Below are 19,533 nucleotides of genomic sequence, written 5' to 3'. Positions count from 1 at the left end.
GTCAAGCCGGGTGCGAGCGCATCGCCGACGGCGCCGCGATGGGGGCCCGCGTGGCGAGGCGGGGCATGCTCAGACCCTCGTGGGCCTTGGAGATCCGGCCGAACACGGCGACGCGATCCATCGGGCGGTACGGCAGGTCCAGGGCGCGGCGCACGTCCGAGGGGACGAGGCTGGCCGCGGCGTCCACGACCGTGGTGCAGGACCGGTGCGCGGTGACGGAGTTCTCGGCGACGCCGGGGCACGCTGTGGCCCTCTCGCGCAGGTTCCGGGCCGCGAGCCGACCGGTATCCGTGGCCCGCGCCCGACCGCGTGACCCGCGCAGGAGCTGCTCGAGCTCACGCACCAACCGGGGGAAGTTCCGGGCGCCCTGCAGGTGGGCGATGCCGGACCACTGGCGGACGTACTCGTCGGTCTCGGTCGCGGTGAGCGGCTGGGTGGTGAACCGCTGGAAGGCGGCGAGGAGGGACCACGCGGTGGCGGCCTGCGCCCATGTCTGGAGGTCGGGGTCCGTGCCGTAGTAGTAGTCCCCGTGCTCGGTGGTGCCGGACATCGAGCGGCGATCGCGGTAGGCGTGCTCGATGGTCACCATCGCGTCGTCGACCGTGCCGAAGGTGGTGATCTCCACCAGGTCATGCAGGTAGTCGTCCACCAGCCACGGATTGTCGATCGCGCCGCTGGACTCCACCATCGCGGCGAACGAGGGGTTGGCCAGCAGCATCAGCAGCGCGGTGGTGATGCCGAGCGGGGTGGCGACGTCGCCGTGCGCGCGCCAGATCGGGTCGCCGGGCGAGAACCACCGCGGACCGGGGACCTCGAGCACCGTGCACACCCGGGCGTCCGCACCGTCGCGTGGAGCGAGTGGAGACACGGATACCCCCTTGATGTGGATGCGAGGTCGAGCTGAGCAACCGGCGTGAACCTGGGGCAGACTCTAGCGCGACCGGCCCGGGCACCGACCGGTTACAGGCACGATCTGTGGAGGCGATCCGGCACGCCACGGTGATCCCGCGGCATCTAGGCTGGACATACCCGCGACACGACAGTGACCTGACGAAGGAGCCGGCCCGTGACCAACCCCCCACTTCCCTCCCCCCGTACAGGGCCGGTGGTGCCCGACCGCTTCGCCGGCAAGACCGCGATCGTCACCGGCGCGAGCCGGGGTATCGGCCTCGGGATCGCCCGCCGTCTCCTCGCGGAGGGGGCCTCGGTGGTCATCACCGCCCGCGGTCAGGAGGGACTCGACGCGGCGTTGGCCGAGCTCGACGCGCCCAGTCGTGTCGTCGCCGTGGCGGGGAAGAGTGACGACGACGAGCATCGCGCCGCCACCGTGGCCCGCGCGGAGCAGGAGTTCGGCCCGGTCGACCTCCTGGTGAACAACACCGGGATCAATCCGGTGTTCGGTCGCACGATCGACATCGACCTGGACGCCGCCCGCAAGATCGCGGAGGTCAACAACCTGGCCACCCTGGCCTGGACCCAGAAGGTCTACCACTCCGGTCTGGGGGAGCGGGGCGGAGCCGTGGTGAATGTCGCCTCGATCGCCGGACTCGCGCCCTCACCGGGAATCGGCTGGTACGGCGCGACCAAGGCGCTTGTGATGCGGCTGACGCAGGAGCTGGCGGTGGAGGTCGGGCCCGCTGTGCGGGTCAACGCGGTCGCGCCGGGCGTGGTCAAGACCAAGTTCGCCGAGGCCCTGTACTCCGGACGCGAGGAGGCGATGTCGGCGGCGCTGCCGACCGGTCGGTTGGGGGTTCCGGACGACATCGCCGGACCGGTGTCGTTCCTCCTCTCGGACGACGCGCACTGGATCACCGGGCAGACACTGGTCGTCGACGGCGGCGCCCACATGGTCGGCGCGGGATTGCAGGGCTGACATGACCTCGATCCAGGAGTACTGCGCCTCGACCGGACGTGAACTCGGGGCGAGCCCGCCGATGGCGGTCGCCGCCCAGCCGCTGACCTGGGTGGACAGCGCGCCATGGCAGCGTATCGAGTCGCCCGAACCAGCGGCCGTGATCTTCGTCGACCCGGGTGCCCACCGCGACGGGTTCTCGCCCAACGCCGTGGCGACCTGCGCGCGCGTGGCGCCGGCGATGGCCACGGACACGGCGGTCGACATGATCGTCTCGACCGCCGACGCGCTGGCCGACTGGACCCTGCTCGACGAGGTGGCAGGTGAGGGCGACGAGAGCGCCGGGGCCGTGCGCAGCGTGTACCGCTACCTCCGCGGCACCTACACGGCCGAGCCGGGCGCACTGGCCACCTCCAGCCTCATCGTGGGCTGGAGCGATTCCGAGGCGACGTACGTCTTCCAGTTCGTCGTGACCGGGTGGAGCGAGGACGCCGATCTCCACGAGCACGCGCTGGAGTGCCTGCTGATCGGCGAGTGGACCGCGGCACAGATCGTGGACGCGATGCGCGGCTAGGGTGGCAGGCGTCCTCACGTCCCGTCCTCATCCGGGGACGGGACCGGCCACCCCGACGAGAGGAACCCCTGAAGTGCAGCTTCGCGAACTCAGCGTCTCCGGCGCGTGGGAGATCACGCCGCGCCAGATCGCGGACGACCGTGGCGTGTTCCACGAGGCGTTCACCGATTCCGCCTTCCGGGAGATGACCGGTCACCGGTTCGACCTCGCGCAGGTCAACGTGTCGGTCTCGGGCGAGGGCGTCCTTCGCGGCCTGCATTTCGCGGAGGTGCCGCCCGGTCAGGCCAAGTACGTCTCGTGCCCGTCGGGCACCGTGTTCGACGTCGTGGTGGACGTCCGGGTGGGCTCGCCGACGTTCGGCGAGTGGTCCGGGGTCATCCTCGACTCCGTCGACAACCGTGCCGTCTACATTCCCGAGGGCGTCGCGCACGGGTTCCTCGCGCTGGAGCCGCAGTCGATGGTCACCTACCTCTGTTCGGAGGGCTGGCGGCCGGGCGCCGAGCACCCGATCGACGCATTCGACCCCAAGATCGCGATCGACTGGCCCGCCGTCGCGCTGGACGGCACCCCGATCGAGCACGTCATGAGTGAGCGGGACCGCGCTGCCCCGAGTCTGCTGGACGTGGCCGCCGCCGGTCGCCTGCCCAAGTGGGACGACTGCGTCGCCTATGTGGACTCTCTGCGCGAGGCCACCCCGCGGGCCGACGGACTGTGGCGTCCGTCGTCGTGAACAGCGGTCGTGTGGGCGGCGCCGGATAGAAGGCAGCGGCGCGCGGCACCCGCCACCCGGCGCGCGGCACCCGCCACCCGGCGCGCGGCGCACCGACGAGCAAGCAGCAACTGGAACTAGCGTCAGCTGGAACAAGCACCACCTGAAGGAGATCACCATGTGTTACCCCGTCACCTGCACCGTCTGCGGCAAGACCACCTGGGACGGCTGCGGCCAGCACATCGAGGACGTCAAGGCGAACGTGCCCGCCGACCAGTGGTGCGGCGGGGAGCACGACACCGCGCAGTAGGCGATGTACGTGCGGTGACTCGCGCAGTGCGGTGACGCCCGTCTCCGCCGCCGGGCGCACCGTGACGGGGGAGCGGCACGGAGCTTTCGCTACCGACGCCGCCCGCTGAGGGGTAGAACCAAGGCATCGACCCCTCGTCCCCGCATGTCCTCGTCGAGCGCAGCGGCCCGATCGCGCGCGTCATCCTCGATCGTCCCGAGCGTCGCAACCCCCTCTCGCTGCAGATGATGCGCGAGGCGACCGCTGCCATCCATTCTCTGGGGGAGGACGACTCGTGCGGAGTCGTCGTCCTCACCGGCTCCGGGCCCGCACTGTCGGCGGGACACGAGCTCGGCGAGATGGTCGACCGCACACTCGAGCACGAGCGTGAGGTGTTCGCGACCTGCGTGGACCTGATGGAGAGCATCCAGTCCATCCGCCAGCCCGTGATCGCCGAGGTCCAGGGGCATGCGATCGCGGCCGGTTGTCAGCTCGTGGCGACGTGTGACCTCGCCGTGGCGGTCGACACCGCCCGCTTCGGCACGCCGGGGGTGAAGATCGGGCTGTTCTGCTCGACGCCCATGGTCGCCGTCTCGCGGAACATCGGACGCAAGCGCGCGCTGCAGATGCTGCTCACGGGCGAGACGATCGACGCCGCCACAGCGGTGGACTGGGGCCTGGTCAACGAGGCGGTCCCGGCGGACCGGCTCCGTGCTCGCGTCGACGAACTGGCGCTGAGCATCGCCGACGCCAGTTCCCTGACCCTGAAGATCGGGAAGCAGGCCTTCTATCGGCAGATTGATCTACCGCAGGAGCAGGCCTACGCGGAGATGGCGGAGACCATGGCGACCAACGCCATGACCTGCGACGCGCAGGAGGGGATGAGCGCGTTCCTGGAGAAGCGATCCCCGCAGTGGCGCGGTGAGTGAGTGGCGCGGTGAGTGAGTGACGCGGTGAGTGAGTGCCTACGGATCGAGCGGTTTCCGCCGGTCCAGGTCCCGGAGGAAATCCGGGTCGTCGTCAGGCGCGATCACGTGCGGTGGCGCCGGTCGGGACGAGGGCCCGAAGGCCCGCCAGAGCAGAATTACCACGGTCACCACCCCGATGAGAGCGAACAGCCAGATCACTCGAACCTCCTTTCCACCACGATACGTATCCTGATGAGTATGAGCGAGCGAGACGAGTCAGTGGAACCGGCACCTGCGAACGCCAGGGCTGGCTCTCCCGGTGCTCGCCTGGCGCGGAACATGATCTTCTACACGATCGTACGACTGCTCGTCGTGCTGGCGCTGACCTTGATCATCATCGGTATCGGCCTGCTCGCGGACGTGCAGATCCCGGTTCTGGTCGCGGCGATCATCGCGGTCGTGATCGCGCTTCCGCTGTCGATGGTGCTGTTCGGCAAGCTGCGCTCGCAGATCAACTCGGATATCGCGGCCGTCGACGAGAACCGTCGGGAGAAGCGGGACGACCTGCGGCGACGCATGAACGAGGCCTGAACCGCGCCGAGCCACGCCGATACGCGTCGATGCGCGCCCGGCCGGTCCGCGTCAGATCGGGCCGGGCCGGGCCGCGAGCGCCGTAGGTCAGGAGTGGGAGCCGAACGACCCGAAAGGCATCGGAAACCTGGCGGACCGCACGGAGGTCGGCGTGCTCCCCGGCGCGGTGCTCGGGGAGGTGTTCGGCGCCAGCGCATCCGGCGCCGTCTCGGTCGGCACCTCGGTGGGCCTGGTGGTCTCCGTCGAGCCCGTCGGAGAGGTCCCCTCGTCGACCGGCGGTGTCGTGCCGGCGTCGGAGTCGTCGGGCTCACTCGTGTCGGGTTCGCTGGTGCCGGGAGTGGTCGTGGTGGGCGAGGTCGGTGACTCGTCCGGAGATGTGGGCGAGTCCGGGTCGCCGGGTTCGGAGGTGGCCGTCGTCGACGTCTCTTCGTCTCCGTCCGAGTCGCCGTCCGGCGAATCCGGGTCGTCCTCCGCGTCCGTGATCGACTCCGACCCGGAATCGGTCCGCGGCTGAGCGGGTGTCCATGACGAGGTGTCGGACGAGGGGGAGTTCTCCGACTCCCGCGTCGACGGCGCGAGGCTGCCCGCGTCCTCGTCCGGGACGTACAGGGCGCCGGGCGCGGGCTGCACGCCGATGTAGTAGCGGCTGAGGCAGTGGTCGGTCACGTTCTGGGAGCCGTCGGTGAAGAACGTCATGCCCGGGGTCCCGCCATCGGCCTCGGTGGCGCACCGGGCGATGAAGCGGCCCTGTTGGGCTTCGGCCTCAGCCGACTGGCTGGGCGACGTGAGTTCGGCCGTGGAGGCGGACCATGGCGCCTCGGAGAGGACCTGCGGTTCCGGCTGCGCGCACGACGCTGCCAGCAGCGCAACAGCGCCGGCGGACAGGAGCACCCGATTTCGCATAACGATAGTGTCTCAGTTCTGTCAAAGAATGGCTACCGGTCAATAGTTAAAGACTTCGGATAGTCCGAGGGACGGCATCCGTGACCGTGCCGGCCCGGAGTTGGGCCCGGGTCGGCGTTCACTCCTGTGATCGGGCATGACGATAGAAATGTTACCGATGGTTGCTTTCTCAGTGGGGCCACAGCAATCCCCCCCCGCGGCGGCGGTTGATCAGGCTTCGTGAAGGACTGATCGGACACGACGATGAGCGAAACCCTGTGGCGACTGTGGTCTGTGTGGTTGAAGTGACGTATGGTTCCAGAGTGACTTGGCGTGCAGAGCCACGCCCCGCCCTCGCTTCTCGATGACAAGGTGGCCCCATGTTCCAGCGACGCCCGTTCCGCAACGCTCCGCGCTCTCGTTCCCTCGCGCTCGGCGGCGTGGTCGCCGCACTCGCCGTGGTCGGCGGCGGCACGGCGGCCGTCGTCAGTTCACCGGCGCAGGTCGACGCCGGCGACATCCTCCTCGCCCAGAACGCCACCGATCAGGCGGCCGCGCAGGAGATGCCGCTCGGCGAGCCCGTCAACGTCGACCTGGAGCCGGTCGTGGCCGAGGCCGCCGGCGGAACGATCCCGGCCGGAACGACCGTCAAGATCACCGGACTGCCGGACGGCCTGACTCAGGACGGTTGGGTCATCTCCGGCACCCCGACCCGTGCGGGTGACTACGACGTCCTCGTCACGGTGTCCAACTCGGGTGTGTCCAAGTCCCAGAGGGTCGCGATCACGGTCACCGACGAGGGGACCGGCGCCACCACGGAGACCACCGAGCAAGCCGAGACCGCCGAGTCTCCCGAGACGACCGAGTCCACGGAGGCGCCGGAGACGGGCGAGTCCGGCGAGTCCCCCGAGGTGACGGAGCCGACTCTCTCCGCCCGCGCGGGGGATCCCGCGCGCAGTGGTGACGAGGGCGCGGCCACGGCCACGCAGGGGACCACCCAGGCCGGAGATGACGCCGGGACCGGTGGCACCGACGGCGCGGGTGACGGGCTCGAGTCCGACGACGACGAGGTCGGCACCAGCCCGGATCTGTGTGCCGCACTCGGTGACGGGCAGCTCGACGCCGCCTCGCTGGCGCAACTGGTCCCCGCGGTTGTCGGTGACGAGGACTCCGCCTCGACGGGCCTGGTCCTGACGCTGTTCAATGCGGTCGTCAGCCTCCTGCCCTCGGTCCTCGGCGAGGACGGATCCCTCGGCGACCTCGGCTCCGCCGGGACGATGCTGTGCACGCTCGCCCCGTCGCTGCTGGGCAGCCAGGGTGAGGCGCCCACTGCGGTGGACGGCACCACCGCGACCACCGGCGACGGTGCCACCGCGACCACCGGCCACGGTGCCACCGCGACCACCGCCACCGGCGCCGCCGGGCTCCCGATCGACCCGTCGGCTCTGGCGGGGCTCCTCACTACCGCGACGGGGAGTCTCGGCGAGTAATAAGGGGTCCAGTACAAGGGATCGAGTGCAAGGGTCCGAGTACAAGGGTCCGAGTACGGGACGCACAACTTCACTCTCCCCCGCCGGGGCGATCCTCTATCCAGGGTCGCCCCGGTGGCGTTAATCTCAGGGGTGTCGTCGCCGACACCTCGGAGAGCGTTTCCGTGTGGCCGCGGCATCGCCACCGATCGTGATCCGTGAGAGGTCTGCAGTCCATGTCTGTACGTCAGGTCGTCACCGCTTCAGTCGCAGCCCTCGCACTTGCGGCGGCCGCAGCTCCAGTCGTCAACGCGCAAGACGAGGTCGCCGATACCGGCGCGCTGTCGGTCGAGGGACTCGGCGGTGGAAGCCTGGAGTGGGGCTCGCTCGGTTCGGAGGGGGAGGGCTCTCTCGGATCCGAGGGAGAGGGCTCGCTCGGTTCGGAAGGGGAGGGGCTGTCCAGTGTCGTCCCAGAGACGGGCGAGGTGTGCGACCTGCCGGATCTCGGTGGGTCGGTCGCCAAGTTCTATCCGCTCTTCGGCCTCACCGGCATCCCCACGAGCGTGATCGCCATGGTCACCGACGCGCTCGACTCGTTCCCCAACCTTCTCGACCTGGTGGCGGGCGAGGGTGCGGGCACGGTTCTCCTTGGTCAGACGGGCTCGTTGAACGGCGTGCTGTGCAGCTCGATCTTCGGGGGCGAGATGGTCATGCCCCCGGTCACCGTGATCGTGGACCAGGACGGAAACCCGGTCACCACGGTCACCGGCACCATCGCGGCCAAGCCGGCGCAGGCGACCTCGACGTCGACCGCGGTGTCGTCCCAGCAGTCCGATGATGCCTCGACCACGGTCGACGGCGCCGTCGATGGTGCCGAGGTCGGCGACACAGTCGGCGACGAGGCTGAGGCCGAAGCTCCGCTCCCCACCACTGTTCCGCTCCCCACCACTGTTCCGGTCCCCGTCGGCTGACGCCGGCAGCCGCGGACGCACAGCTCGCGTACAGCCGGCGCACAGTCCGACATCCGAACGCCCGATCCCTGTGGGGTCGGGCGTTCGGCATTTTCTCGCGAGAGCACACGCCGGGCCCAGCGCTTATACGTAGCGGGGTATGTTACTGATGTGATTAGTGAGACATAAGTTAATGGTGGTGCAAAAGTAGACAGAAGTTATGTGAGTGGCTAGAGTGGCCCGAGTAATGGTCCGCTCCCATTCCGGGGAGTGAGCGATCCGAACCCCCTCCGGAAGGAACCAGCCGATGCGTGCACGCCTCGCCCGTCCCCGTCGTATCGTCCGGGGTCGCCTCGTCGCCCCCGTCGCTGCCGCCGCCGCAGTCGCACTCGTGGGCGGTGTCGTCGTCGCCACCCCTGACACCCCGACCGTCCGACAGGACATCCAGACCGTCGCCGCCACCATCTCCGGTTTCCAGGCAGGCGCCGGCTTCTCGTTCGACGTTGGCACCATCAAGTGGGCCGGTGAGATGGCCGGCTTCGAGGTGACCGGCGTCGAGGGCCTTCCCCCGGGCCTGACGTACGAGAACGGCGTGATCAGCGGTACCCCGACCGAGTCGGGCACCTTCGACATCACGTTCCTGGGCACGCTGAACGGCGAGCCCAGGAGCTACGTCATCCCCCTGACCGTCGTCGAGGCCGGAGCTTCGGCTGGCTCGGCTGGCGCCGTCCAGGGCAGCCTCGGCGGAGAGGCCACCGCCGGCGGTGAGCTGACCACCGGTTCCGACGGAACCGACGCGCTCCTCGGCGCCGTCACCAGCATCGTCGCGGCCCTCGGCGTCGACACCGGGTCGGCGGGCGAGCTCGCCACCGGCTCGACCGGCGGCACCACCACCGACACCCCGACCGGCCCGCTCGGCTCGGTCACCACCGGGGAGACCGGCGGCGACGCGACCGGCACCGTCACCACCGACAGCCTGGGACCGACCGGCCCGCTCGGCTCGGTACTCGACTCCGAGACCACCATGCCGGGGTCGACCACCGGCGGAGAGGTCACCGGGGAGACCGACGGACGTATCGGCGGCGAGCTGGCCGTCCCCGGCTCCTCCGTCCCCGGTGTGGAGATCCCGGGCTCGTCGACCACCGGCACCACGGGCTCGCTCGGCGACCTCGCCCCCGGCCTGGCGCTGACCGGTGCCGCGCTGCTGGGTATCGCCGGCCTGAGCATCATCCTCAACGGCGGTTCCTCCACCCCGGGCGTCTCGTCGAGCCTGCCGTCGCTGCCGGGCTCGTCCACCACGACCGGCGGCACCACCGGCTCGACCGAGGGCTCGAGCGGCTCGACGCAGCCCGTCGCCCCGATCGTCGCCGCCGGCTCGCCGACCAAGCAGGCCCCCGGACCGACGGTCGCCAACGGTCGCGGCTGATCCCACCGGAACTCCCGGCGGCCGGGTAGGCCGTCGGTGACCACGTGAACCCCGGCGGTCACCTCTACATCTGAGGTGACCGCCGGGGTGTCGTGCTGGTGGGGTTAGCGTAGGGGGGGTCGCGTCACCGCCCGCCGTCGCTCGTCGAAAGGTCCCCGTGCACTTCTCACGCTCGGTCGTCGTATCCGCCATCGTGCTCGTGGCGATGTGCGGGGCCGGGTACGTGGCGGGTAAAACCGAGTCGCCCGAGGTGCCGGAGGTGCCGCCCCTGGTCGTGGAGGTCCCGGCGTCGCCGCAGGAGCAGCTACACGAGCCGGGTTGAGTAGGGCTGAGCAGGACTGGGCAGGACTGAGCAGGACTAGGCTGGTCTGGGCTGTGGCGACTACAGCGTCGAGATCACGAATCCGACGCTGACGAGCACGCTCCACGCGAGCATCGCGAGCCCCGCCATCCCGAGCGCCGGGATGAGATCGGCGCCGGTGGCGCGCGCCCGGACAGGGCCGTTCGCCTTCCACGCGAGCGGCATCGCGAGGAGTCCCAGCAGCGCCCACGGGGTCGCCGGGATCAGGGCGAGGGTCGCGATCAGCGGCAGGAAGATCTCCAGCAGCGCGTGCAACCCGCGTGTGCCCGGATCGCCGAGTCGCACCGCGAGCGTGATCTTTCCGGCCTCGGTGTCCGAGGGGATATCGCGCAGGTTGTTGGTCAGGTTCACCGCACAGGAGAAGCTGCCCACGGCCACGGCCGCCACCACCGCGTACCAGGTGATGGTCCCGGCCCCTGAGCCCTGCAGCTGGGTGAACTGGGTCCCGAGCACGGCGACCAGCCCGAAGAACACGAACACCGCCACCTCTCCGAGACCGCGGTAGCCGTACGGCCGCGACCCGCCGGTGTAGAACCAGGCGGCGGCGATGCAGACCAACCCCACGAGGATCAGCCACGGCGCCGACGTGGCACTGAGGACCAGCCCGGCGAGACCGCCCAGTCCGAGGAAGGCGAACGCCACGCGCTTCACGGTGGCCGGCCGGGCGAGCCCCGAGCCGACCAGTCGCAGCGGCCCCACGCGGTCGTCGTCCGTGCCGCGGATGCCGTCGGAGTAGTCGTTTGCGTAATTCACGCCCACGATGAACGACCACGCCACCACCAACGCCAACAGCGCCTGCCACCACGCGAATCCGCCGGCCAGGTGCGCAGCGGCGGAGCCGACCAGGACCGGCGCGAACGCATTGGGCCAGGTCCGCGGTCGGGCGCCCTCCAACCACTGGGCCAGCGTGGCGCGGCCGTGCTCGGCGGGGAGGTCTGTGGACGGGGCGGTCTGGCGGGTCATTGGTCGATTGTCCCATCGGCGAAGGCCCGGGCGACGGAGCGACGGTCCACTTTGCCGCCGGGCAGGGTCGGGAGTTCTGTCAGGACCGCCACGCGGGCGGGGGAGGAGTGCGCGCCGAGCTCGGCGCGGACGTGGGCGCGCAGGTCCTCCGCAGTGGCGGGGGAGCGGAGGGTCACCGCGGCGACTGGCCGGGCGCCCAGCCGGGCATCAGTGATCCCGACGACGACGACGTCGACCACCGCAGGATGCCCCCGGAGTGCGTCCTCCACGGTCTGCGGCAGGAGCGTCAGACCACCGACGCTGATCGCCTCGTCGAGCCTGCCCAGGATGCGGAGTCGTCCGTCGGGCCCGATCCGACCGGCGTCGTCGGTGCGGAACCAGCCGGGTCGCGCGAATGCCGGGTGGGCGGGCGCGTTCCGGTAGCCGAGGGCGACCTGGGGGCCACGCAGCCAGACGCGGCCGGTCGGGTGATCGTCGGCTCTGTCTCCGTCAACCCCGCCGCCGTCACTCTCGATCCGGACCTCGACCCCCTCGAGCGGGAGGCCGTCGTACACACACCCGCCCGCGGTCTCGCTCATCCCGTACGTGCGCACGACGCGGAGTCCGGCGTCAGACGCGCGCGCGAGGAGTCCGGGCGCGGTCGCGGCCCCGCCGAGCAGGATCGCCTCCACCCGCGTCAGCGCCTCAACGGCCTCCGGTGACCCTTCGTCGAGGACCTTCGCGAGCTGGCCGGGAACGAGTGAGGTGTACACGCGCGGCGCCCCGGCCAGCGCGGACTCCACGGCGCTCGGCAGCGCGGCGGGGTCGAATCCGCTGGTCACGTCCATCACGGTCGGTGCGTACCCGGCGCGAAGGGACCGCAGCATCACCTGCAGGCCCGCGATGTGGTGGGCGGGCAGCGCGAGCAGCCAGCGGCCGGGCCCGCCGAGGAACAGGTCCGTCGCCGCAGCCGACGCCCCCAGCGCGTCCGCCGTCAGCATGGCGCCTTTCGGCGTCCCCGTGGACCCCGAGGTGCTCACCACGAGCGCGGCGCGGTCATCGATCGGCTCGCCCGGGCGCTGGCTGTCGACGAGCAGGCGGGTGCGCGCCGGGTCGTTGGCCGGGACCGGCAGCAGCGCCGGGCCACGGTCGGCGAGCATCTCCTCCAACGCGGGGAACAATTCGGCTACCGCGGCCCCCCCAGGCACCGGCAGACTGCGTAGTTCGCGGGAAGTGGGCACAGCCTTCTCCCTCTCTCCCTCTCTGCGAAATCCGCTACTCCCGCTCGAGATCCGCTACCGCTGTAGGGGTAGCGGATGTGGCGGGAGGGTAGCGGATTCCGGGTTGGGCTCTGTACGAGTCTGGCTCAGTAGTAGTACGGGAAGTCGTCCCAGTTCGGCTCGCGCTTCTCGAGGAACGCATCGCGACCTTCGACGGCCTCGTCGGTCATGTACGCCAGTCGGGTGGCCTCGCCGGCGAAGACCTGCTGGCCCATCAGGCCGTCGTCGGTGAGGTTGAATGCGAACTTGAGCATGCGCTGCGCGGTGGGGGACTTGCCGTTGATCTTGCGTGCCCACTCGATGGCGGTGTTCTCCAGCTCGGCGTGGTCGATCACCCGGTTGACCGCGCCCATGTGGAACATCTCCTCGGCGGTGTAGGCCTCGCCGAGGAAGAAGATCTCGCGCGCGAACTTCTGGCCGACCTGCTTCGCCAGGTAGGCACTGCCGTAGCCGGCGTCGAACGAGCCCACGTCGGCGTCGGTCTGCTTGAACCGGGCGTGCTCGCGCGAGGCCAACGTGAGGTCGCAGACAGAGTGCAGGGAGTGCCCGCCTCCCGCGGCCCACCCGTTGACGAGGCAGATCACGACCTTGGGCATGGTGCGGATGAGCCGCTGCACCTCGAGGATGTGCAGGCGCCCGCCCTCGGCCTTCACACGTGCCTCGTCCACCTTGTCGGCGGTCGCGGCCTCAACGTCCGAGTCGTGCTCGGTCGAGTACTGGTAGCCGGAGCGGCCGCGGATCCGCTGGTCGCCGCCGGAGCAGAACGCCCAGCCGCCGTCGCGTGGGCTGGGGCCGTTCCCGGTGAACAGGACCGTGCCCACGTCGGGCGTGCGACGGGCGTGGTCGAGCACCCGGTACAGCTCGTCCACGGTGTGCGGGCGGAACGCGTTGCGCACCTCGGGCCGGTCGAAGGCGATGCGCACGATCCCGTTGGCGCGGCCATCACCCACGTGGCGGTGGTACGTGAGGTCCGTGAGGTCGACGCCGTTTCGGAAGCCCTCGATCTCCCGCCACTGCGACGGATCGAACGGGTTGCCGGCGTCCTGCGCTGCGTCCTCGGTGGTGCCCTGCCCGGTGTTGCTCTGCTCTGTCATGGGTTCGACGTTAGCGTGGTCATATGACATCCGTTCCGGGTCCCGAGTCGATCGACGATCTGCTCGACCGTGTCCACGTGGTGACGCTGCCCATGCGGGTCCGGTTCCGCGGGATCACCGAGCGTGAGGTGGTGCTGGTCGACGGTCCGGTCGGGTGGGGCGAGTTCGGTGCGTTCCCCGAGTATCCGGACGCCGAGGCCGCGGCCTGGCTGGCGTCGGCGATCGAGATGGCCTGGCAGGGCCCGCCGCCCGCGGTGCGCACGCGCGTGCCGGTCAACGCGACGGTCCCGGCGGTCTCCTCGGGGGAGGTCGAGGGGATCCTCGAGCGGTTCCCGGGCTGCACGACGGTGAAGGTCAAGGTGGCGGAGGCGGGGGAGGATCTAGCCGATGACGTCGCCCGCGTCGCCGCCGTCCTCCAGTCCCGACCGGGTGCCCGGGTGCGCGTGGACGCCAACGGCGCGTGGTCGGTCGACGAGGCCGCGCACGCGGTGCGGGTGTTGGACCAGGCGGTCCGGGCGGCCGACTGTTCGAGGACGCCCGGCACGGGACCGGTGTCGTTGGACGGGCCGGGGCTGGAGTACGTGGAGCAGCCGTGCGCGACGGTGGACGAGTTGGTCGAGCTGCGCGCGCGCTTGGCCTCCGATGGCGTCCGAGTGGACGTGGCCGCGGACGAGTCCATCCGTCGCGCCGACGACCCGTTCCGCGTCGTGCGGGCCGGCGGTGCGGACCGTGCGGTGGTCAAGGCCGCGCCCCTGGGTGGGCCGCGGCGCCTCGTGTCGGTGGCCGCCCGGCTCGGCGTGCCGGTCACGGTCTCGAGTGCGCTGGACTCGGCGGTCGGGGTCGCGGCGGGCATCGCGGCGGCCGCCGCTCTGCCCGGCCGAGGTGCTGGTCATGGCGGTGCTAGTCCTGACGACGACGACACCATCCCCGCCGCAGGACTGGGCACAGGCGGGTTCTTCGTCGAGGACGTCGTGAATCCGGGCACTCTCGCTCTGGTAGACGGACATCTCCCGGTGGGGCCGGTGTGTCCGGATCCGGCCAGAGTGGGCTCGCTCCGTGCCGACGGTGACCGCAGAGACTGGTGGACGGAGCGGATCCGTCGCTGCTTCGCGCTGCTCTGACCCCGCTGATCTGATCTCGCTGCTCGGGACCCCGCAGCTCGGGACCCCTCAGCTCGGGTGCCCCGGCGTGTTGACCCCGCCGCTCGGGTCCGGCCGGCTCGGCCTACTTCAGCGGCCGCGGGAGTTCGCGGGTCCGCGGGGCGTATCCCCACTCGTGACGGCCCAGGCGGGAGGGCGGCAGCAGTGAGCCGAAGTCGGGCAGGCCGTCCTCGGCGAGCACCTCGTCCTCGACCGAGACACTCACCACGCGGCCGAGCATCATCGCGCTGGTGCCCAGGTCGATGACGTCGTGGCGCACGCACTCGAATGCGATCGGCGCTTCGGCGACCCTGGGCGCTGACACCACGTCCGAGGGCGCGGCGGTGAGGCCGACCTTCGCGAACTCGTCCACTTCGGGTTCGAACGGCGCGGAGGTGGCGTTCATGACCTCCATGAGTGATTCGGTGCCGATATTGACGACGAACTCGCCCGTGGCCTCGACGTTGCTCAAGGTGTCCTTGTGGCCGACCGACGTGATCGAGAGGATCGCCGGATCCGTGCAGGCGATGGTGAAGAACGAGTACGGCGCCAGGTTGGGGGTGCCGTCCGCGGAGAGCGAGGAGATCCACGCGATCGGGCGCGGCGCGATCGACGCGGTGAGCAACGCGTAGATTCCCTTGGACGGCGGGTTCTCCGGCGAGTGGACGATGCGCATGGAGACATTCTGCCGCGGATCCCACGGTGGCGATGTGGTGGTCGTCATTGCTTGTTTACGCTCGGGGTGCAGTGGGTCGAGTACGACTATGCGTGACGCGAACCGCAAGAGGGGGCCGGGGATGGCGGAGAAGGCGAGCGTGAAGATTCCGTTCCGGGATCAGCTCTGGCTGCAGATGGATACTCCGGACAACCTGATGTACATCAACTCGTTGATGTGGTTCGAAGAGATTCCCGACTGGGATGCCATCACGACGGTGATCGCGAAGAAGATCGTCGATCCGTATCCGGTGTTCCGTCGTGTCTCCGAGCGGCGTGGCCGCCGGTGGTACTGGGTGGATTTCCCGGAGTTCGACTTTGATGCCCATTTCTCCCGCTCCACGCTTCCCGGTGACGGAGGGCGTGACGAGGCGGAGAAGCTCATCTCGGAGCGCATCAGTGTCCCGCTGCCTGCAGGGCGGCCGATGTGGAGCATCGAGTACATCGAGAACTACCACGGACACGACGGCCCGGACGGGCAGGAAGGTGCCCTCGTCCTCTTCCGCGTCCAACACGGACTCGTCGACGGTGTCCGTCTCACCCAACTCCTGCTCAGCCTGTGCGAGATCGATGACGATGCGTTGCCTCCGAAGGTCGGACGGGATCTCGCCCCACGCGGAGGTCTCCTGCGGACCGCGACCGAGGCCGGCGCAGGTCTCGTGAAGGATTCGCTGGGAATCGCCACGGGGCTCGGTGGAGCTGCCGCAGTGTTCCCGCTGACGCTCACCAAGCTCGTCAAGGACGTTGCTGCCCCGGGCTTCCAGGTCACCCGGGTGCCCACGCGGGTCGTCGAGTCGCTCACCTCGATCGTGGGCCCCACCAACAAGACGGCCAATACCTACCGAGCTCTCTTCCGGTTGCTGTGGGAACCCAGGACGCCGCGCCGCTCGTGGAGTGGGCGTCCGGGAGCCGAGAAGCGGGTGTCGTGGATCTCTGGTGTCGACCTGGCCGGCGTCAAGCGGGTCGCCAAGGCACACGATTCCACCGTGACCATCGTGATGACCGCAGCGGTGTCACGTGCCCTCACCGAGTACCTCAGGACACAGGGCGACAAGCCCCTTGCGGCCATCAACCTCATGATCCCGATGTCGGTGGCCCCGGTCGGCGAGGGCGCTCCCGCGGAGTTGGGCAACCACATCACGCTCATCCTGCTCCGGCTGCCTCTCGGGGTCGACGACTCGCAGCAGTTGATCAACGAGATCACGTCGTCCATGACCAGAGTGCAGTACTCGTTCGAGCCGCACGCCACCTACGCGGCCATCGTCGGCTCGGCAGCGGTTCCGAGCGGCCTCACCAATTCACTCGTCGATGTGGTGGCCAACAAGTCGATCGGGCAGCTGACCTCGGTTCCGGGTCCGTCGGGGCCGGTGACGTTCGGCGGTGTTCCTGTCGGCGGTCTGCTGGGGTGGGTGCCGATGACAGGTGACCAGTCCCTGGGCGTCTGCATCTACAGCTACAACGGCCAGGTCTCCGTGGGTATCGCCACCGATGCCGGACTCGTTCCCGAGCCCGGCGTCCTGGCGCGCATGATCGGCGAGCAGTTCGAGACCTTCGCCGGGTGGAACGAGTAGCCCGTCGGAGATCACAAAGCGGATCAGCTCTCACAGGCTCTCGGACCTCACCGACCCCCGACCCTCACCGTCGCTGGTCCCGAGCCCCCGCAGAACTCCTCACCATTGCGGCGCCGGGACCTCGGGGTGCTCGGCGAACCACGTGCCGATGTAGGACATGTCGATACCCTGGTCGCTGGCGATGAGCTCGTACATCGTGCTGCCGTCGATCGCTTCCCGCAAGATGTCGGCATGTCCGCTGTGCCGCCCGATCTCGTTGACGGCGTGCAGCACTGCCCAGCGTCCGTTGAACGCCGGGAGGTCCGGCGGGAACCACGGCATCTCAGCCGGAACGGGCACGGCCACGTCGAGGTCGACGCGTCGAAGATGCTCGAGCGCCGCAGCATGTCGTCGGTCGAACTCGGCGAGGATGTCCTCGGCGGTCGCGTCAGGCGCGACCTCGTTGACGGTGGCCGCGTGCTCGAAGGACTCGAGGAGCGTCCGGCCGGTCTCGAGCGGTCCGGGCCCGGCGGCGGCGCGCGCGATCCAGGTCTCGGCCACCTCACCGATGTGCAGGATCAGCCATCCGAGTGTGAGCTCGCTCGTCCCGATCGGGCGGGCTCGGAGTTGGTCGCCGGTGAGCCCGGAGACGATTGATCGTGCGTTGGTGAGCGTGACATCGACCCATTCGATGAGGCTGTCGAGCTCGGTGGTCGTCGTTGCTGCGAATAGTGGCATGACTACTCCTTGGTGTCGGTGGTGCTGATGTGGGCGTGGTGGGGTGTTCGAGCGTGAAGTTCGCGGCCTGCCGACGTGTCGCCGGGACGGTTCGTCGACGGGGCGAGGCGCCGGCGAACTGACGCGCCGACGTGGTCAGTGGGTCGTGGCGTAGAGGTCGCGTAGCAGGCACATCTCGGCTCCGTGGTGGATGACCTCCCGGTTGATGTGGAGCACGAGCATCGCCATGGGCGCGTCGGCCCACGGTCCTTCGTCGGGGCCGACGGGTGCGGCGAGTGCTTCGGCGTCCAGGCCCCGTAACCCGTCCATCCAGCCGGCGTAGACGGTGTCGAGTTGGGCCAGACCGCCGGCGGCATCGCCGGCGTAGTCGTGGGTCATGTAGTCGTGCGGTGGTCCCCCGAAGTGGGAGTGCCAGCGTGCCCCGAGGACGCCGACGACGACGTGACCGATGCGCCACGCGATCGTCGTCAACGGGGCCGGATCGGGCTCAGGAAATGCGAACTCGATCGTGAAGTCGCCGGATCCTCCCTGGACCGCAGCGAGGCCGGTGCCCCGGGGGCGCACGCCCCACGTCCGCTCATCGGGCGCAGGGGAGAAGTGGTACTCATCGTCGGTCATCCCGTCCAGGCGGGGGCGGAGTTGGTCGGTCCAGTGGCGTTCGAGTTGGTCGACGAGCTGAGTCGTCCAGTCGATCGTGAGGTTGGTGTTCATCGGATCCTCCCGGGCTGATCGAGCGTCTCGTGATGTGTGGCTTTGCGGTCAAGCAGAAGCATCACACGTAAACCGGACAGTTACTGTCCTCTGTGCGTGGAAGACTCCTGAGCATGACCACAAACCGGACACCAGCGACGGACCGGACGCCTACGACGCAGCGAGTGTTGACCCTTCTGGACCTGCTCCAGAGACGATCCGTGTGGACCGGTTCCGAGTTGGTCGACGAGCTGGGTGTGACGATTCGATCCGTGCGACGGGACGTCGACAGGCTGCGTGATCTCGGTTATCCGGTCGAGTCCGAGCGCGGTGCCGGCGGCGGGTACCGGTTGGGCTCGGGCCGAAGGCTGCCGCCGCTCTTGCTCGACGACCGCGAGGCCGTCGCCGTGGCCATCGCCCTCCGCCTGGCTGCCGGGGGCGCGGTGGCGGGGGTTGGTGAGCACGCGTTGGGGGCGTTGACCAAGCTAGACCAGGTGATGCCGGGCAGACTGCGTGAGCGGGTCGCGGATGTCACCGAGTCGATGGTCACGGTGCCCGGAGCGGATACCCCGGTCAAGCCGGAGTTGCTCATCGACTTGGGCCATGCTGTGCGCGGGACGGAGCAGGTGCGTCTGGAGTATCGGGACCGGGCCGGCAGGGACAGTGAGCGCCGGGTCGAGCCGTATCGGATCGTGGTGCTGGGCCGTCGTTGGTATCTGCTGGCATACGACCTCGACCGACAGGACTGGCGAACGTTCCGATTGGACCGCATGGGCGACGTCCACCGTTCTCGGTGGCGCTTCACTCCTCGGTCGGACGTCCCCGATCCTGCATTGCACGTGCAGCAGTCGGTCACGCTGGCGCCGTACAGATATCAGGCCAGAGTCGTGGTCCATGCACGCGCGGAGAAGGTGTCCGAGCGTTTCCCTCCCGCCTACGGCACCGTGATGCCCGTCCGGGACGCCAGTCACCCAGATGGCCCCGCATGCAGGCTGGACACAGGAGCGGACGACCTGGAGGTTCTCGCCTGGTACCTGGCCCGACTTCCCGGCCCATTCGTCGTCGAGTCGCCGGATGAGTTGAGGGAGACCTTCGCCGCCCTCGCCGTCAGACTTTCGCTGGCCTCACAGGTGCCGGGTCCCTCGACCTGGGCTGCCGACACATCAGACACCTGACCGCGTACGCGTCGCCGCGTCGCTCACCTCTGCGTTGTGTGTGTCAGAAGGGTGGTGGGTTGAGGTGGTTCTGGAGGGCGGTGTGGACGGAGAGTTCGATGGCGCTGTCGGGGTTGATGTGGGGTCCGTCGCCCGTGCCTGTGCCCGTGCCCGTGCCGGTGCCGGTGCTTGTGCCGTAGGGGTCGCTCGTGCTCGTGCCC

22 protein-coding genes are annotated in these 19,533 nt (G+C 69.6%); 13 read left to right on the top strand and 9 right to left on the bottom strand.

The window, feature by feature from the left end; translation table 11 throughout:
* Position 1 precedes the first annotated feature (1 nt).
* Entirely contained in the window at positions 2-868 is an 867-nt protein-coding gene (locus OPF83_RS13830) for an oxygenase MpaB family protein (protein ID WP_264888100.1), read from the bottom strand.
* Between the two features lie 198 nt (positions 869-1,066).
* Here OPF83_RS13830 and OPF83_RS13825 point away from each other — a divergent pair, with 198 nt between their 5' ends.
* The 5 genes from OPF83_RS13825 (at position 1,067) to OPF83_RS13805 (ending at position 4,353) form a co-directional block, all read left to right on the top strand.
* A complete protein-coding gene (locus tag OPF83_RS13825; protein WP_264888099.1) occupies positions 1,067-1,873 on the top strand; it encodes an SDR family oxidoreductase in 807 nt (268 codons plus the stop codon).
* A 1-nt stretch (position 1,874) separates the two neighbouring features.
* On the top strand, positions 1,875-2,426 hold the full coding sequence (locus tag OPF83_RS13820; RefSeq protein ID WP_264888098.1) for a hypothetical protein: 552 nt from the start codon (positions 1,875-1,877) through the stop codon (positions 2,424-2,426).
* A gap of 73 nt (positions 2,427-2,499) precedes the next feature.
* Positions 2,500-3,156, top strand: a complete 657-nt coding sequence (rfbC, locus tag OPF83_RS13815; RefSeq protein WP_264888097.1) for a dTDP-4-dehydrorhamnose 3,5-epimerase — start codon at positions 2,500-2,502, stop codon at positions 3,154-3,156.
* Between the two features lie 157 nt (positions 3,157-3,313).
* The gene (locus OPF83_RS13810) at positions 3,314-3,445 is read left to right on the top strand and encodes a hypothetical protein (protein WP_264888096.1); all 132 of its coding nucleotides are present in this window, start codon (positions 3,314-3,316) and stop codon (positions 3,443-3,445) included.
* A 125-nt stretch (positions 3,446-3,570) separates the two neighbouring features.
* Positions 3,571-4,353, top strand: coding sequence for an enoyl-CoA hydratase (locus OPF83_RS13805; protein ID WP_264888151.1), 783 nt, complete (start codon positions 3,571-3,573; stop codon positions 4,351-4,353).
* A gap of 36 nt (positions 4,354-4,389) precedes the next feature.
* On the opposite strand, the gene OPF83_RS13800 is transcribed toward OPF83_RS13805, so the two are convergent.
* Positions 4,390-4,551, bottom strand: coding sequence for a hypothetical protein (locus tag OPF83_RS13800; RefSeq protein WP_264888095.1), 162 nt, complete (start codon positions 4,549-4,551; stop codon positions 4,390-4,392).
* Between the two features lie 39 nt (positions 4,552-4,590).
* On the opposite strand from OPF83_RS13800, the gene OPF83_RS13795 reads away from it, so the two are divergent.
* Positions 4,591-4,923: a DUF4229 domain-containing protein gene (locus tag OPF83_RS13795; protein ID WP_264888094.1), complete on the top strand. Its 333-nt coding sequence runs from the start codon at positions 4,591-4,593 to the stop codon at positions 4,921-4,923.
* Between the two features lie 87 nt (positions 4,924-5,010).
* Here OPF83_RS13795 and OPF83_RS13790 read toward each other — a convergent pair whose 3' ends face one another.
* Entirely contained in the window at positions 5,011-5,826 is an 816-nt protein-coding gene (locus tag OPF83_RS13790; protein WP_264888093.1) for a hypothetical protein, read from the bottom strand.
* A gap of 359 nt (positions 5,827-6,185) precedes the next feature.
* Between OPF83_RS13790 and OPF83_RS13785 the strand changes: the two genes are divergently transcribed.
* The 4 genes from OPF83_RS13785 (at position 6,186) to OPF83_RS13770 (ending at position 9,972) form a co-directional block, all read left to right on the top strand.
* The gene (locus OPF83_RS13785) at positions 6,186-7,295 is read left to right on the top strand and encodes a hypothetical protein (protein ID WP_264888092.1); all 1,110 of its coding nucleotides are present in this window, start codon (positions 6,186-6,188) and stop codon (positions 7,293-7,295) included.
* Between the two features lie 215 nt (positions 7,296-7,510).
* Positions 7,511-8,245: a hypothetical protein gene (locus OPF83_RS13780; protein ID WP_264888091.1), complete on the top strand. Its 735-nt coding sequence runs from the start codon at positions 7,511-7,513 to the stop codon at positions 8,243-8,245.
* 286 nt (positions 8,246-8,531) lie between these two features.
* Positions 8,532-9,650 carry a hypothetical protein gene (locus OPF83_RS13775; RefSeq protein WP_264888090.1) on the top strand — a complete coding sequence of 373 codons (1,119 nt, stop codon included), beginning with the start codon at positions 8,532-8,534 and terminating at the stop codon, positions 9,648-9,650.
* A 157-nt stretch (positions 9,651-9,807) separates the two neighbouring features.
* A complete protein-coding gene (locus OPF83_RS13770; RefSeq protein WP_264888089.1) occupies positions 9,808-9,972 on the top strand; it encodes a hypothetical protein in 165 nt (54 codons plus the stop codon).
* A 60-nt stretch (positions 9,973-10,032) separates the two neighbouring features.
* On the opposite strand, the gene OPF83_RS13765 is transcribed toward OPF83_RS13770, so the two are convergent.
* From OPF83_RS13765 to OPF83_RS13755, 3 genes are all read right to left on the bottom strand, one after another.
* Positions 10,033-10,974, bottom strand: coding sequence for a 1,4-dihydroxy-2-naphthoate polyprenyltransferase (locus OPF83_RS13765; protein ID WP_264888088.1), 942 nt, complete (start codon positions 10,972-10,974; stop codon positions 10,033-10,035).
* Positions 10,971-12,194: an o-succinylbenzoate--CoA ligase gene (gene menE, locus OPF83_RS13760; RefSeq protein WP_264888087.1), complete on the bottom strand. Its 1,224-nt coding sequence runs from the start codon at positions 12,192-12,194 to the stop codon at positions 10,971-10,973. The genes OPF83_RS13765 and menE overlap by 4 nt, the downstream gene beginning before the upstream one ends.
* Positions 12,195-12,319: 125 nt before the next feature.
* Positions 12,320-13,327: a 1,4-dihydroxy-2-naphthoyl-CoA synthase gene (locus OPF83_RS13755; RefSeq protein WP_264888086.1), complete on the bottom strand. Its 1,008-nt coding sequence runs from the start codon at positions 13,325-13,327 to the stop codon at positions 12,320-12,322.
* 23 nt (positions 13,328-13,350) lie between these two features.
* On the opposite strand from OPF83_RS13755, the gene OPF83_RS13750 reads away from it, so the two are divergent.
* Positions 13,351-14,448, top strand: a complete 1,098-nt coding sequence (locus tag OPF83_RS13750; protein ID WP_264888085.1) for an o-succinylbenzoate synthase — start codon at positions 13,351-13,353, stop codon at positions 14,446-14,448.
* 103 nt (positions 14,449-14,551) lie between these two features.
* On the opposite strand, the gene OPF83_RS13745 is transcribed toward OPF83_RS13750, so the two are convergent.
* Positions 14,552-15,142 (bottom strand): flavin reductase family protein, encoded by a 591-nt coding sequence (locus OPF83_RS13745; protein ID WP_264888150.1) that lies wholly within the window; start codon positions 15,140-15,142, stop codon positions 14,552-14,554.
* Between the two features lie 88 nt (positions 15,143-15,230).
* Here OPF83_RS13745 and OPF83_RS13740 point away from each other — a divergent pair, with 88 nt between their 5' ends.
* Entirely contained in the window at positions 15,231-16,751 is a 1,521-nt protein-coding gene (locus OPF83_RS13740) for a WS/DGAT domain-containing protein (RefSeq protein WP_264888084.1), read from the top strand.
* Positions 16,752-16,850: 99 nt separating this feature from the next.
* Here the strand turns inward: OPF83_RS13740 and OPF83_RS13735 are convergent, their stop codons facing one another.
* Complete coding sequence (locus tag OPF83_RS13735) at positions 16,851-17,468, bottom strand: DinB family protein (RefSeq protein WP_264888083.1); 618 nt, start codon at positions 17,466-17,468, stop codon at positions 16,851-16,853.
* A gap of 135 nt (positions 17,469-17,603) precedes the next feature.
* Positions 17,604-18,179 (bottom strand): DinB family protein, encoded by a 576-nt coding sequence (locus tag OPF83_RS13730; protein ID WP_264888082.1) that lies wholly within the window; start codon positions 18,177-18,179, stop codon positions 17,604-17,606.
* Between the two features lie 113 nt (positions 18,180-18,292).
* Between OPF83_RS13730 and OPF83_RS13725 the strand changes: the two genes are divergently transcribed.
* Positions 18,293-19,333: a YafY family protein gene (locus OPF83_RS13725; protein ID WP_309297789.1), complete on the top strand. Its 1,041-nt coding sequence runs from the start codon at positions 18,293-18,295 to the stop codon at positions 19,331-19,333.
* Positions 19,334-19,533 lie beyond the last annotated feature (200 nt).

Source organism: Dietzia sp. NCCP-2495 (genome assembly GCF_026011735.1).
In the GTDB taxonomy this organism is placed as follows: domain Bacteria; phylum Actinomycetota; class Actinomycetes; order Mycobacteriales; family Mycobacteriaceae; genus Dietzia.
The sequence above is the reverse complement of the archived record's forward strand: the minus strand, read 5'-3'. Positions and strand labels throughout refer to the sequence as shown.